Source organism: Dyella mobilis (assembly GCF_016904945.1).
Classification (GTDB): Bacteria; Pseudomonadota; Gammaproteobacteria; order Xanthomonadales; family Rhodanobacteraceae; genus Dyella_B; species Dyella_B mobilis.
Map to the genome: position 1 here is coordinate 18,520 of NZ_JADIKF010000027.1, position 13,670 is coordinate 32,189.

The following is a 13,670-nucleotide window of genomic DNA, read 5'->3' on the forward strand; positions in this document are numbered from 1 at the left end:
GAATCAACCCAAGGATCGTTGTCATGGCAGAGATCAGTCGCGGCGCCCTGTTCGGCAAACTCAACAAACTTACCTATCGCGGCATCGAGAGCGCCACGGTGTTCTGCAAGCTGCGTGGCAATCCCTATGTGGAGCTGGTGCACTGGATCCATCAGATCCTGCAGTTGCAGGATTCGGACCTGCATCGCATCGTCAAGCAGTTCAATATCAATCCGTCCAACCTTGCCGGCGACATCACCGATGCGCTGGACCGGTTGCCACGCGGCTCCAGCACTATTTCCGACCTGTCCGGCGACGTGGAGGAAGCGGTCGAGCGCGCCTGGGTCTTTGCGACCCTGATGTTCGGCGAAGCGCAAGTGCGCAGCGGCTACCTGATTTTCGGCGCGCTGCGCACGCGCCATCTGCGCAATGCCTTGCTCAACATCTCCAAGGAATTCGAGAAAATCAAAGTGGAAACCCTGGCGGAAAAATTTGCCGAGGTGGTAAGCGGCTCGCCCGAAGACGGGCAGAGCGCCAGCGACGGTTTTCGCATGGGCGGCGCTGCGCCGGGTGAGGCCAGCGGCGCCATTCCGCCGGCCCAGATGGGCAAACAGGAGGCACTGCGGCAGTTCACCGTCGACCTCACCGAACAGGCGCGCAGCGGCAAGATCGATCCGATCGTGGGGCGCGACGAAGAAATTCGCCAGGTGGTCGACATTCTCATGCGCCGCCGCCAGAACAACCCGATGCTGGTCGGCGAGGCCGGTGTCGGCAAGACCGCCGTGGTGGAAGGTTTCGCCTTGCGCATTGCCGCCGGCGACGTGCCACCGCAGTTGAAAGATGTGGAGCTGCGCACGCTCGACGTGGGCCTGTTGCAGGCCGGCGCCAGCATGAAAGGCGAGTTCGAGAACCGCCTGCGCCAGGTGATCGAAGAAGTGCAGTCTTCGCCCAAGCCGATCATCCTGTTCATCGACGAAGCGCACACCCTGGTCGGCGCCGGCGGTGCGGCGGGTACCGGCGATGCCGCCAACCTGCTCAAGCCCGCGTTGGCGCGTGGCAACCTGCGCACGGTGGGCGCCACCACCTGGGCCGAGTACAAAAAGCACATCGAGAAGGATCCGGCGCTGACCCGCCGTTTCCAGACCGTGCAGGTGGACGAGCCCAGCGAAGAGAAGGGCATCCTGATGATGCGCGGCGTGGCCAGCGTGATGGAGAAGCACCACCGCGTACAGATTCTGGACGAGGCGCTGGAAGCCGCAGTGAGGCTGTCGCATCGCTACATTCCCGCGCGCCAGCTGCCGGATAAATCGGTCAGCTTGCTCGATACGGCTTGCGCGCGCGTCGCCATCAGCCAGCATGCCGTGCCGCCGGAAGTGGACGACACGCGCAAGCGCATCCAGGCGCTGGAAACGGAGCTTGCGATCATCGCCCGCGAGAAGGTTATCGGCGTGAATGTGAGCGAGCGCGAAGCCAGTGCCACGCAAAAGCTGGCCGAACAGCAAATCCGGCTGGAAAAGCTCGAGGCCAACTGGCAGGCGGAAAAGGTCCTGGTCGAAAAGATCCTCACCATCCGCGGCAAGCTGCGCGGCGATCTTTCGCCGGTGGAGGGTACCGGCAGCAAGCTGGAGCAGGCGGCGGCTGCGGAAGCCAAGGCGGTCGAAGCGCCGGCCGAACTCAGCGATGCCGAGCGCACGAGCCTGTTGGAAGAGTTGCATGGCCTGCAGGCGCAACTGGCCGAGCTGCAAGGCGAGCATCCGCTGATTCTCCCCTCGGTGGATTACACCGCGGTGGGCTCGGTCGTCGCCGACTGGACCGGCATCCCCGTTGGCCGCATGGTCAAGAGCGAGCTGGAAACGGTGATGAATCTGGCCAAGATCATGAACCAGCGCGTGATCGGCCAGGATCACGCCATGGAAATGATCGCCAAGCGCATCCAGACCTCGCGCGCCGGTCTGGACAATCCCAACAAGCCGATCGGCGTATTCATGCTGGCCGGCACCTCCGGCGTCGGCAAGACCGAAACCGCGCTGGCTCTGGCCGAAGCGCTGTACGGCGGCGAGCAGAATCTCATAACCATCAACATGAGCGAGTTCCAGGAAGCGCATACGGTTTCCACGCTCAAAGGCGCACCTCCCGGTTACGTCGGCTATGGCGAGGGCGGCGTGCTGACCGAGGCCGTTCGCCGCAAACCCTATAGCGTGGTGCTGCTGGACGAAGTGGAGAAAGCGCATCCGGACGTGCACGAAATCTTCTTCCAGGTGTTCGACAAGGGCATGATGGAAGACGGCGAAGGTCGTCAGATCGATTTCAAGAACACGCTGATTCTGCTCACCACCAATGCCGGCACCGAGCTGATCGCCAGCATGTGCAAGGATCCGGAGTTGATGCCCGATCCGGACGGCATGTCCAAGGCATTGCGCGAACCGCTGCTGAAAATCTTCCCGCCTGCGCTGCTCGGCCGCCTGGTGACGATTCCGTATTACCCGCTCAGCGAAATCATGCTGGGCGAGATCGTCAAGCTGCAGCTGGGCCGCATCAAGAAGCGCATCGAGGCGCGCTACAAGATTCCGTTCGAGTTCAACGACGACGTAGTGAAGCTCGTAGTGAGCCGTTGCACGGAAAGCGAATCGGGCGGCCGCATGATCGACGCGATTCTCACCAATACCATGCTGCCGGACGTCAGCCGCGAGTTCCTCTTGCGCATGATCGATGGCAAGGCGGTGGGAGGCGTGAACGTCGGAGTGAACGGACAGGATTTCGATTACGGCTTTGCATGACGAGATGGAGGAACGGGACGGCCTGATTCTTCCAGAGTGCTGATCGTGAGCAAGGGCGGACCGAATCAATCCGCCCTTGCCGGAAGGCGAGGAATGAAAATCGAACTGGACGATGCCTTGATGCAGAAGGTCGGCGTGGACGGGAAGGAGGCGTTGGAGCTCCTGGCGATCGCGCTATACAAGTACAAGGGCATTCACGGTTCGTTGGCCGGAAAGTTGATCGGGAAGAGCGAGTTCGAGTTTCACCAGTTGCTGTCCCGGGCAGGAGAAACGGTCAATTACGGCGTCGACGATCTCGTGGATGACATGCGCAATCACGATCTATAGGGAGTGTCGTCATGGGCCGGAATGTGGCTGGTCAGGTGGCGGCGAACGTTTCCGGAAGCTGGGCAACGGCGCGCATTCGGAGCGGCGGAGGTCGGCAATGAATGTGCGTGGCGTGTCCTGGGCCATGGGGCTGCTGTGGTTGCCGTTGGTGGCACAGGCTTGCGATCTTGCTCCGGTGGTCATTGCAGCTGGTACGGCGAAGGTTGGCGACGTCGTCGTGAATTTTGGCGAGGCGGATGACTCCGTTCACCCCAGCGCCTGGCAAGGGCCGTTGCGTATAAGCAAAAGCGGGGCTCCGGCTTGCTCGGTCGATAGCGAGGTATCGATCGCCGAACAGCCGGTGATGTATGGGAACGGGGTTTTGTACGTCTCGACTTATTCGGGCAGCGACGATCGTGTTTACGCACTCGATACGCAAACGTGCGGAATTCTCTGGCGAAGCAACGGCTTTTCCGCAAAGCCTGTTTTCAAGAGGGACAGGCTGGTCATGGATGGAAAAGTAATGCTCATCGATCCGGCTTGCCGGCCATTGGATTCCCATCACGAGTGATGCGCCATCGCATCAGGGCGGAACGCTAGAACGCGCCGAAGGAGAATTTTATGCCTAAGAAGCTTCATGATTTCTGGACGACGGATGTGCCTGCGCTCGGCGAGGGCAAGAATGTGGCCGGCTTCATTCTCGGCAACAAGTTCAAATACGTCGTGTCGGAAAACGTTGCCCTGCCGGCGGCGGTCAATGCATTGCAGTTGTGCAACAAGAGGGGGCGTGTCTACACCAACTCGGCGGACGCCCTGAAATGGTTGAAGCATTACCCGGCCTTGAACATCAAATCGTCCGCCAACCTGGTGGCCGACAACGGCGACGGTGCCAAAAGCATTACGCCTGAACGCGTCGCCGTGCTGACGTGGCCCAAGCAGATTGAATCTTTGGGATTTACCGGGCCGCTGGCGGGGGGCGGGCTGTACGCCGCCGCTTCGAGCGTGATGGCCCAGGGGAAGGCTTACGCGCCGGCATCAGGCAAGGATAAGGCGCTGGTCAGTGCTTTGCGCTATTACATGCTTGCAGCGTATTCGCTGGTGGACATAAGCGCCGAAGAATCCTTCGCGGGACTGAAGAATTACGTTGGCGCGCTGCTGGTGAGCGATGCCGGCGAGATACTGAGTGCCGGCATCAACACCGGTGCCTTCCGGCATGCCGAGGTAAGCATGCTGCTGTCCTACTTCCGCAAGAATCCCGGCGTTACCAAGATTCCCGAGCGGAGCATCATTTTCAGTACGTTGACGCCCTGCAGGGGATGCACCGGATATCTGGAATTGAGCAAGTCCGCCAGCAGCGTCATCTACTTCGGGCAGATGGACACCGGAAAGGACGGCAAGGTGGGGGCAAAGATTTCCAAGCAGCTGAGCGACCAGACCAAGGCGCCGCAGGGAGTGGAAAAGGAAAAGTTCTCGATCAAGCTGGAAGACGAGGTCGGGGCGGTCGTAACACTCGCCACCTGCAGCAAGATCAACAAGACGCAGATCGACACCGGCCTGTCCAATTGCATGGGCGAAGGATCCATCGCTACCCAGATCGGTCATTCCGCGGATGCGAAGAAGGTGCTGCGGTCGGCAAGCGAAGCACTCATACACAAAGTGCTCAAGGATCGCCCTGCCGATGCGGAGCAGGACGTGAAGCACCAAGTATTGCAGTACGTGTGTTCGTGGCTGGGGACGGTCAAGCTGGGCGCATGAGGTCGGGGTGCAGTCGAGAGTGATCCGGTCATGGGTGTCCGTAACGTGGTGTTGATGGTGTACAGCGTGCTCTTTGTGTCGGTGCCGCCCGCATGGGTATCGACCGCGGCCAGGGCGGCTGATCCCCCGCCGAGGGATGCTGCCCGATCAACCGCAAACTCATCGCAGGAAGCCGTTTTGGCGAACCAGGATATGCCCAGCCCAAGCCGTCCATCTCCCCCCGTGGTGGAGCCGGTCGTCTATAAAGGTGTCCGCTATGAGCAGGATCTGCAAAGCTACCGGCACGGCGGGACCCAGCCGGGAGGATATTTGGCCGCGGTAGACGTAAAATCCAACGAGCGGCTGTGGATGCTGAAAGTCTATGAGGTACCCGGCCAGGATGCCGCCGGGGTCAGTACGCCGGGGCGCTATTTTCGAAGCATGCGGTTGCTGCAGGATCGCGGGGAAATCGAGATCGAGAACGAGGTTGGCGGCAAGTACGTCGTCGATCTGAGCAAACGGACTTCCACCTGGATATCGGGGCCCGATTCGGGGCACGGATGACTGGGGGACAGAGGTAACGGTACCGGGCTGCGCGCTACCCGCCGGCCAAATGGACGAGGACTGGATCATGCCACCTGCTGCACGCCTTACCGATATGCACACTTGCCCCATGACCACCGGGCCGGTGCCCCACGTTGGCGGTCCCATTGCGGGGCCCGGCGCGCCGACCGTCCTGATCGGCGGTCTGCCTGCCGCCTGCGTGGGCGACATTGCGGTTTGTGTCGGTCCGCCGGATGCGATTGCGATGGGCTCGCCGAAGGTTTTGGTGGGAGGGCGCCCCGTGGCGCGGCTGGGCGACAGCACAGCGCACGGCGGAGTGATCGTATTGGGCTGCTTTACGGTGTTGATCAGCTGAGCGGCAATCGTCTGCAGCAGCGCATCGTGCGGGTCACGACAGTGACACTTGAAGGGTTTACACCTTAATGCCGGGATTGGTTGCAGGTGAGGCTAAAGCGCCTCGTCATTACGAAGGAACGCATTATGGGATCTGCAAGGCGCGCTGAAGCGCGACGTGGAACGGGGTTCGGGGGAGGGGTCTTGAGTTTCAGCAAATCGAATCTTCGCAGGCGGCAGCAGGCGCGGCGGACCACTTTGGTGGGTGCGCTGGGATTGCTGGTGTTTTTGTTGTCGGGATTATCAGAGGGATGTGCAATGAGTGCGTTTGATCGTTTGGTGCTGTTTTCCGAAGTTCACGGCACGGTGCTGAAAGAAGGCAAGCCCGTGGAGGGCGCCCGGCTCACCCAGACTGTGGTTTGGTCGGACAACAAGAACGAGATTCCGGCGCAGCATGCCGTAACCGATGGGCAGGGAAGCTTTTCGTTTCCGACCATCGAGCACAAGCCCGGCATCCTTCGCATGGTTCCGCACCAGCCGGTGATACTCGAGAAAATCATGATCGACTATCAAGGCGTCGAATACACGGCGTGGCGCCATACCAAAGACACCTACGACGCCAATTCCGAGATGAACGGAAAGCCCATCAACCTGGTCTGCGAGCTCACTCGCGAGCCGGATTTCGAGGGCACGCACTACGGCATTTGCAAAGCCATCTGACAAACGCTTCGCTCGTTTCTTAAAAGGAGATAGGAACAATGGCTAGGGAACTTTCACCGGCCCAGGTGGGCGAGGTCGCCGAGAGCGTCTATGCGCTGCGCTTGTCGCGGGACGTGATCGACGTGGCCAACTCGGCCCCCGGAACACGCGAAATCTTCGACTTGCTCCGCAGCAGCTGCCTTACCGGCGTGACGGGACTGGGTGGCCCGATCCAGCAGACCACGGGTTTTGGCTACGTGGCGTGGGGAAAGGGCGGGCGCCAGGGCGAGTGCCTGATTGCGGTGCGCGGTACGTTCAAGACCAGTGCCTACGACTGGCTCACTAACATACGCATGGGCGGTGTGATCGGGCCCAGCGGATTTCTCGTCCACGCCGGTTTCTGGCGCGGCGCGCAATCGGTATTGCCGCAGATCAACGACAAACTGCGTGGCCGCAATCCTTCCACCTTGCACGTGGTCGGCCACAGTCTCGGCGGCGCGATGGCCACGTTGATCGCCGACAGCCTCAGCAGCATGGGTTGTCCCGTGCGACTGTATACGTTCGGCGCACCCAAATGCGGCCTGGAAGACCACGCGCAATACCTCACCTCGCGTTTGGGTGCGGACAACATCTATCGCGTCTATCACGATACCGACCCGGTACCGATGGTGCCGGTTTTCCCTTATTGCCACGTGCCGCTCGACAGCAACGCGTTCCGGCTCAAGGGCCCGGGAACCCGGATCAATGTTGGCGCCCACCTGATGCCGGAATATCGCAACTCGGTAGGCGACACGGCCTGGTCTGCATTGCCGGTGATTTTGCCCAAGCACAGCAGTTTCGAACAAGCCAGTGATTGGCTGGCGCAGGCGGCGAAGGATAGCGGCCCCTTCATCATGCTGTCGGCCACTGCGCTGCGTCTGATTCTTTCCGCGCTGGACTGGATTCTCAAGCAGGTAGGCAAGACTGCTGCCCTGGCACTCTACGTAGGGTCGACGCTGCTCGATGGCCTGGCCCGCTTGCTCTACAGCGGCGTGCTGCAATCCATTCAAATGGCGGAGACGATCCGCAACATGCTGAACGCGGCATTGCGCTTCATGGGGCGTACGGCCATCGCCACCGGCAACATGACGGTAAGCTTTATCGAATACGTGCTGGGCCTGCTGTTTCGCTTCGTTGCAGCGATAGCACGTCGTGCCGTGGACATGCTCGATTGAGACGGTCGTGAACGGTTCGGCGAACGCCCGCTCGCGGATACCTGAATGCGCAAAGGGTTAGACGCGTTTGCGGCGGGCGTTGGGAACCGGCGCGGGCGATGGGCGTGGCTCGCGCCTGTCGCCCTGGGTTTGCTCGTGTATGTGCCTACCGGATATGCCAAGGGTGTGTTCGATCGTCTGGTGCTGCTTTCCGGAATCCACGGCACGGTACTGACCGATAGCGTGTATGTGCTGCGTGACGACACGGATGGAAACATGGGCTTTTAGGGCTCTTCAGCCCTTCAATTTCAGAGGCAGGCAAGTCAAATCGATGAGTGCTAAGGCGTGAACAAAGTACGGTCTCGTAGATCCACCCGCCAGCCGGCCGGTGGGGCGGATTATCGCGTCACGCTTAAAAAGGCCATGCAGTCGCACCAGGCCGGCGACCTGGACGCGGCGGAGCGGATGTATCGCGAGGTGCTCGAGCTGCGCGCAGCGCAGCCCGATGCACTGCATTACCTGGGGGTGCTCTGCCATCAGCGCGGGCGCAGCGACGAAGGCGTCAACCTGATCGGTACCGCCTTGCGCATCACGCCCAAGCACCCGGATGCGCACAACAATCTCGGCAATATCCACAAGGAGTGCGGGCGCCTTGCCGATGCCGAGGCCTGTTATCGGCGTGCGCTGGCCCATGGGCCGCAGCACTACAACGCCTTGAACAACCTGGCCGTGGTGCTGGAAGCGCAGGACCGCCTGGAGGAGGCATTCGAGGCTTACGGCAAGCTGGTGCAGCAAGCGCCGAAGTTTGCGCATGGCCATTACCTGATGGGCATGTTTCTTCGCTCCAACGCGCAGTGCATCGAGCACGTGGAGCAGTCGGTGGAGTGCTTCCGCACGGCCTACGAGCTCGATCCGCGCAACGTGCGTGCACTGGAGTCGCTGGGCGTTTCGCTCTACGCCTTGCACCGGCGCGAAGAGGCGGCGCAGGTATATCGCGACTGGCTTGCGCGCGACCCGAACGATCCGATTCCCAGGCACATGCTGGCCGCTTGCGGCGGCGCTGAAGCGCCGCCCCGCGCCAACGACGATTATGTCCGCAACGTCTTCGATTCCTTTGCCGAAAGCTTCGACGAGCAGTTGCTGAAGAACCTGAACTACCGGGCCCCGGAAGTGCTGGCCAAGGCCCTGGCCGGCGTATTGCCGCCTCCGGCCGGCGACCTGGATATCGTGGACGCCGGTTGCGGCACCGGTTTGTGCGGCTCCTGGCTGCGCCCCTATGCGCGGCGCCTGACCGGCGTGGATCTTTCCGGCGGCATGATTGAAAAGGCGCAGCAACGCGGTTCCTACGACGATCTGCAGGAGGCCGAGCTGACCGCTTTCCTGCAGTCCCATCCGCAAGGCTGCGACGTGGTGATGTCGGCCGATACCCTGATCTACTTCGGGGCCTTGGAGGAAGTGCTGGCCGCGGCGCATCAGGCCCTGCGTCCCGGCGGCTGGCTGGCTTTTTCGCTGGAGCTAGCCGAAGGCGAGGACGAACGCGTGGACCTTACCCCCAGCGGCCGTTACCAGCACACGCGCAGCTACGTGGAACGGGTGATGCGGGCGTCGGGTTTTGCCCAGGCGCGCATCGACTCGGAGGTGCTGCGAAAGGAAGGAGGGCAGCCGGTCGTCGGTTGGGTGGTGTTGGCCCAGTGCGGGCATCCTTCCGGGACGTGAAGGGTGTTTTGCCTTGCTCGCCGGCAGCGGGCAGGGAGCTCGGGGCGCCGCAACACTTTGCGACCATCGAGGGGGTGTCCACTGTCGATGGCAAGGCCGGCGGACTCCTTTCAGATGGGGAGGCAAGCCAGCCGCCAGTAACAAAGCCGAAAGAAAGCGGACGGCAGGGCGGTTCGGGAGGTCCGTATGGGACCTTGTGAGCGTTTCGATGAAAGAACTGCTGGATTCAATCCTGTCCGTAGGCGAAACTTTACGCCGGAGCCACGGGGGTTCTAGGGATCGACGAAGAAGCCCCCGCTTCATCACCGCAGTCCGGTGTATGGGGCCGTTCGGTTATGTGCACATCATGGAAACGCATAGGGTCGAAAAGGCCCCGAGGAGATTCGCATAATGGCTGCCCAGATAACCATTTCTTCCGCCAATGTTCCGGATCTGCTGTTTCGCAGCATGACCGCCGACGAACACCTGGGGCGCCTGTTTTCGTTTCAGGTCCAGTTTGAAAGCGAAAACCCGAATATCGACCTGAGCGGCCTGCTTGGGTCGCCGATGACCGTGCAGATCGCCACCGAAGACGGCTTCCTGCGCTATTTCAACGGTATGGTTTGCGAGGCGCAGCAGGTCGGCGTGGAAACGGTCGACAATCTGGTCTACGCCCAGTATTCCGTGCGGCTGGTACCCAAGCCGTGGTTGCTGGGGCAGAGGGTGGATTGCCGCATCTATACCGATATGACCGTGCCGGACATCGTCAAGTCGGTGCTCAGCGATGCCGGCTACAGCGACGTGAAGTTGAGCCTCACCGGCAACTATGCCACGCGTGAATATTGTGTGCAGTACCGCGAGGACTGCCTCAATTTCATCAGCCGCCTGCTGGAGCAGGAGGGCATCTATTACTTCTTCACCCACGATGCCGACTCGCACACCATGGTGCTGGCCGATGGGGTAAGCGCCCATGCGGTAAACGGCGAGTTTGCGCGGGTTCCGTATCTGAACAGCAAGGACAGCGTCCTGCGCCGCGAGGCCACCGTTACCAATTGGTGGTCGTCGCGCGGGATGGACGCGGCCAAATATCAGCTCACCGACTTCGACCCGATGGCGCCGAAGACCTCGCTGCTCGCTACCGGCACCAATGACGGCCATGGCACGGCAGGCTCGACCAACGGCCTGGTGGCGTTCGACTTTCCGGGCGCACACAGCGTGGCCGACGTGGGCCAGCATTACGCGCAGGTGCGTGCCGAGGCCTTTACCGTCGCGCGTTCACACTACACTGGCAGTACCGAGGCTGCCGGCGTCGAAATCGGCGCGCTGTTCACGCTGAGTGACTACCCGCGCGCGGAGCTCAACCGCGAATACCTGATCGTCAGCACCGCCATTCACCTGGTGGGCGGCGGTAATGCGTCGGGTAGCGGCGGCGACGAGCCGTCGTTCCATTGCAATTTCGACGTCATCGAAAGCAGCCAGACCTACCGCACCCTGCCCACCGCGGTAAAGCCCACCGTGGTGGCTTTGCAGACCGCCATCGTCTGCGGCAGCGATACCGACGAGGACATCGCCGTCGACAAATACGGCCGCGTGCAGGTGACCTTTCACTGGAACAAACCCGACAAGCCCAACGCCAAGAGCTCCTGCCCGGTGCGCGTGGCAACCCCGTGGGCCGGCAAGAACTGGGGCGCGGTGAGCATTCCGCGCGTGGGCCAGGAAGTGGTGGTCAGCTTCCTGGAGGGCGATCCGGATCGCCCTCTGATCATCGGCAGCGTCTACAACGGCGACAACCCGGTGCCGTACACGCTGCCGGACAACAAGACCCAGAGCGGCATCAAGAGCCGCAGCCTGCTGGGCGGCACTTCCGATTTCAACGAGCTGCGTTTCGAAGACAAGAAGGGCAGCGAAGACTTCTTCATGCATGCGCAGAAAGACATGCACGAGGAAGTGGAGAACGATCACGTCGTCACCATCGACCACGACGAGACGCTCACCATCAAGAACGATCGCAACCACACGATCAATAACAACGACACCAACAATGTCGGCAAGAATTTCAAGCTGGTTGCCGGCACGCAGATCGAACTCATCACCGGCTCCTCGAGTATAGTTCTCAAGAGCACGGGCGAGATCCAGATCAGCGGCGTCAGCATCACCATCACCGGCAGTTCGTCGGTATCGGTGGAAGGCCAGGTGCAGGTCGGCATCAAGGCCGGCGCCACCATGGACATCGGCGCCGGCGCAAGCATGAAGGTTCATTCCGACGCCATGCTCGACGTGGAAGGCAGTGCAATGACCACCGTGAAAGGTGCCATGGTCACCGCCAGCGGCGATGCCATGACACAGGTATCGGGCGGGATTATCATGATCGGCTGATAGCCGGGCCATGGAAGATAACGAGGATCGGGCAAGGGGACCCAGTATGTCGGTCGTTACGCAGGCTTCGATGCAAATGGGTTTGTCCTCGCCGGCCAATGCCAGGCTGCGCGCGGACATGACGCCGCAAATCGCCGTCCAGACGCTGCTCGATGCCGGCGATACGCAGGACGCGCTGAAACTTCTGGCGCGCTTGTTGCCCAAGCGCTACGCCGTGGCGTGGTTGCTGCAATGCGCGCGCGACCAGCCGCTGGGCCTGGAAGACAAGGCCGGCGCATCGCTCGCCGAAAAATGGGTGCGCGAGCCCAACGAAGACAATCGCCGCGCCGCGTTCGAGTTCGCCAACGCCGGCGGCTATCGGTCGCTCGGCTCGTGGCTGGCGGCTGCGGCCGGCTGGTCCGGCGGCAGCCTCGCGCCCGCCTCGCAGGAAAAAGCAGTACCGCCGCCGGAACACCTCACTGCACGTGCCACTGTCGCGGCCATCAACTTGATGGCGGCCTTGGTCAGCGAGCAATTCGAGGTGCGCCGCCAAGGCTTTGTCGAGCGCGCGATGAGCCTGCTCAATGCCAGCACCGGTGCTGGCCAGCCGCATTGAGCAGGAGAACCAGGTGCCCGCGCCACAGACATTGACGCTCGTCGTGCAAGGCCCGCAAGCGGCGCAGTTCGGCAGCCGCAGCCAGCGGACCTTTCGCGGCAAGGACGGCAGCATCGGGCGTTCGGACGACTGTGACTGGGTGCTGAGCGCCTCCGGTGTGTCGCGCGTGCATGCGATGGTGCGCTACCTCAACGGCATCTATTTCATCGAGGACCGCAGCACCAACGGCATGCTGCTCAACGGATCACCGTTGCCCAAGGGCGATCCGGCATCCTTGAAGCACGGCGATCGCCTGCAGATCGATACCTTCGAAGTGGCCGTGCACATCGAGCAGGACAGCGAAACCATCGTGCAGCCGAGTGCGTCGATTCCGCCGGCGCCGGCACCCGCGTATGCGCCGGCCCCGGTTGCGCCGGCGTCTTCGTCGTTCGGCACCGATCCGCTGGATTTCGATTTCCTCAACCCGCTGCCCGCTTCGTCGCCATCGCGCGCGGCACCGATCGATAGCCTCATTCCCGGCGGCAGCGGCGGCCATGGCGCGCCGGCAGGCGGCGCGGATCTGGATCCGCTGAGCTTTCTCGACGCGCCGTTCGGCGCGCCGGAACCGGCGCCCGCACCCGCGCCGAGCTGGAATCACAGCGCGAGCGTCAGCGACCACTTTCGCCCGCCCACGACCGACGTGCAGCGCAAGGCGAATGTATTGCCGGAGAACTGGGATCTGACCATGGGCGATTTTTCGCCCGCGCCGTCGGCACCCCAGCCGGAACCGGCGCCCGCACCGGCACCCGTGGCGGCGGTTCCGGCGCCAGCTCCCGCACCAGCCCCAGCCCCGATCCCGGCTCCCGCAGTGGTTGCGCCGGCATCCGTGCCTGCTCCGGCAGGCGCGATATCGGCAGACATGGAGCCGATTTTCCGCATCGTGGTCGAAGGCGTGATGGACGTGCTGCGTGCGCGCGCGGAAATCAAGAACACCTTCCGGTTGCCGGTGACGATCATCCAGCGCTCGGAAAACAATCCGCTGAAATTCGCGCTGGGCACGGACGAGGCGATGCAGAAAATCCTCGGTCCGGCCAATCCCGGATTCCTTTCCGGCAGCGCCGCGTTCCAGGATGCCTTCGACGACATCCGCTGCCACCAGATGGCCATGCTCGCCGGTGTGCGCGCGGGCTTCGAAGCGCTGCTGACGCATTTCAACCCCGATCGCTACGAGCAGGACGGCAGCGGCAGCAAGCTCGCCGCGTTCGGCGGCAAGGGGCGCTATTGGGACAAGTACCGGGAAAACTTCGAAGGGTTGATGAAGAACCCCGACGATTGTTTCCGTCGCCTGTTCGGCGACGAGTTCGCACGTGCCTACGAAGAACAACTGGCGCGGTTGAAATCCACCCGCCGCAAAGAACACCGCTAAGGACAGCTGGACAG

The 13,670-nt window shown here is 62.1% G+C and carries 13 protein-coding genes; all 13 read left to right on the plus strand.

The features are described 5' to 3' along the window. Nucleotides 1–23 precede the first annotated feature (23 nt). The 13 genes from tssH (at nt 24) to tagH (ending at nt 13,656) form a co-directional block, all read left to right on the plus strand. Nucleotides 24–2,756 (plus strand): type VI secretion system ATPase TssH, encoded by a 2,733-nt coding sequence (tssH, locus tag ISS99_RS00335; protein ID WP_204629572.1) that lies wholly within the window; start codon nt 24–26, stop codon nt 2,754–2,756. Nucleotides 2,757–2,849: 93 nt separating this feature from the next. After that, a complete protein-coding gene (locus ISS99_RS00340) occupies nt 2,850–3,083 on the plus strand; it encodes a UPF0175 family protein (RefSeq protein WP_204629573.1) in 234 nt (77 codons plus the stop codon). 124 nt (nt 3,084–3,207) lie between these two features. Continuing rightward, on the plus strand, nt 3,208–3,633 hold the full coding sequence (locus ISS99_RS00345; RefSeq protein WP_204629574.1) for a PQQ-binding-like beta-propeller repeat protein: 426 nt from the start codon (nt 3,208–3,210) through the stop codon (nt 3,631–3,633). Nucleotides 3,634–3,683: 50 nt separating this feature from the next. Then, nucleotides 3,684–4,817, plus strand: coding sequence for a cytidine/deoxycytidylate deaminase family protein (locus ISS99_RS00350; protein WP_204629575.1), 1,134 nt, complete (start codon nt 3,684–3,686; stop codon nt 4,815–4,817). A gap of 30 nt (nt 4,818–4,847) precedes the next feature. Further along, complete coding sequence (locus ISS99_RS00355) at nt 4,848–5,360, plus strand: hypothetical protein (RefSeq protein ID WP_204629576.1); 513 nt, start codon at nt 4,848–4,850, stop codon at nt 5,358–5,360. 67 nt (nt 5,361–5,427) lie between these two features. Beyond that, entirely contained in the window at nt 5,428–5,715 is a 288-nt protein-coding gene (locus ISS99_RS00360; RefSeq protein WP_204629577.1) for a PAAR domain-containing protein, read from the plus strand. A 182-nt stretch (nt 5,716–5,897) separates the two neighbouring features. Then, nucleotides 5,898–6,413 carry a DUF6795 domain-containing protein gene (locus tag ISS99_RS00365; protein WP_239537510.1) on the plus strand — a complete coding sequence of 172 codons (516 nt, stop codon included), beginning with the start codon at nt 5,898–5,900 and terminating at the stop codon, nt 6,411–6,413. A gap of 38 nt (nt 6,414–6,451) precedes the next feature. Continuing rightward, the gene (locus ISS99_RS00370; protein ID WP_204629578.1) at nt 6,452–7,606 is read left to right on the plus strand and encodes a lipase family protein; all 1,155 of its coding nucleotides are present in this window, start codon (nt 6,452–6,454) and stop codon (nt 7,604–7,606) included. Between the two features lie 45 nt (nt 7,607–7,651). Beyond that, nucleotides 7,652–7,873 (plus strand): hypothetical protein, encoded by a 222-nt coding sequence (locus tag ISS99_RS00375; RefSeq protein WP_204629579.1) that lies wholly within the window; start codon nt 7,652–7,654, stop codon nt 7,871–7,873. A gap of 135 nt (nt 7,874–8,008) precedes the next feature. Next, on the plus strand, nt 8,009–9,301 hold the full coding sequence (locus ISS99_RS00380; RefSeq protein WP_204629594.1) for a tetratricopeptide repeat protein: 1,293 nt from the start codon (nt 8,009–8,011) through the stop codon (nt 9,299–9,301). A gap of 390 nt (nt 9,302–9,691) precedes the next feature. After that, nucleotides 9,692–11,656, plus strand: a complete 1,965-nt coding sequence (locus tag ISS99_RS00385; RefSeq protein ID WP_204629580.1) for a type VI secretion system Vgr family protein — start codon at nt 9,692–9,694, stop codon at nt 11,654–11,656. A 46-nt stretch (nt 11,657–11,702) separates the two neighbouring features. Beyond that, on the plus strand, nt 11,703–12,251 hold the full coding sequence (locus ISS99_RS00390) for a DUF6931 family protein (protein WP_204629581.1): 549 nt from the start codon (nt 11,703–11,705) through the stop codon (nt 12,249–12,251). After that, a complete protein-coding gene (gene tagH, locus ISS99_RS00395; RefSeq protein ID WP_204629582.1) occupies nt 12,220–13,656 on the plus strand; it encodes a type VI secretion system-associated FHA domain protein TagH in 1,437 nt (478 codons plus the stop codon). The genes ISS99_RS00390 and tagH overlap by 32 nt, the downstream gene beginning before the upstream one ends. Nucleotides 13,657–13,670 lie beyond the last annotated feature (14 nt).

Coding starts and splice junctions, on each gene's coding strand:
- tssH (WP_204629572.1), top strand. CDS start 24: ATGGCAGAGATCAGTCGCGGCGCCCTGTTCGGCAAACTCAACAAACTT.
- ISS99_RS00340 (WP_204629573.1), top strand. CDS start 2,850: ATGAAAATCGAACTGGACGATGCCTTGATGCAGAAGGTCGGCGTGGAC.
- ISS99_RS00345 (WP_204629574.1), top strand. CDS start 3,208: ATGGGGCTGCTGTGGTTGCCGTTGGTGGCACAGGCTTGCGATCTTGCT.
- ISS99_RS00350 (WP_204629575.1), top strand. CDS start 3,684: ATGCCTAAGAAGCTTCATGATTTCTGGACGACGGATGTGCCTGCGCTC.
- ISS99_RS00355 (WP_204629576.1), top strand. CDS start 4,848: ATGGGTGTCCGTAACGTGGTGTTGATGGTGTACAGCGTGCTCTTTGTG.
- ISS99_RS00360 (WP_204629577.1), top strand. CDS start 5,428: ATGCCACCTGCTGCACGCCTTACCGATATGCACACTTGCCCCATGACC.
- ISS99_RS00370 (WP_204629578.1), top strand. CDS start 6,452: ATGGCTAGGGAACTTTCACCGGCCCAGGTGGGCGAGGTCGCCGAGAGC.
- ISS99_RS00375 (WP_204629579.1), top strand. CDS start 7,652: ATGCGCAAAGGGTTAGACGCGTTTGCGGCGGGCGTTGGGAACCGGCGC.
- ISS99_RS00380 (WP_204629594.1), top strand. CDS start 8,009: ATGCAGTCGCACCAGGCCGGCGACCTGGACGCGGCGGAGCGGATGTAT.
- ISS99_RS00385 (WP_204629580.1), top strand. CDS start 9,692: ATGGCTGCCCAGATAACCATTTCTTCCGCCAATGTTCCGGATCTGCTG.
- ISS99_RS00390 (WP_204629581.1), top strand. CDS start 11,703: ATGTCGGTCGTTACGCAGGCTTCGATGCAAATGGGTTTGTCCTCGCCG.
- tagH (WP_204629582.1), top strand. CDS start 12,220: ATGCCAGCACCGGTGCTGGCCAGCCGCATTGAGCAGGAGAACCAGGTG.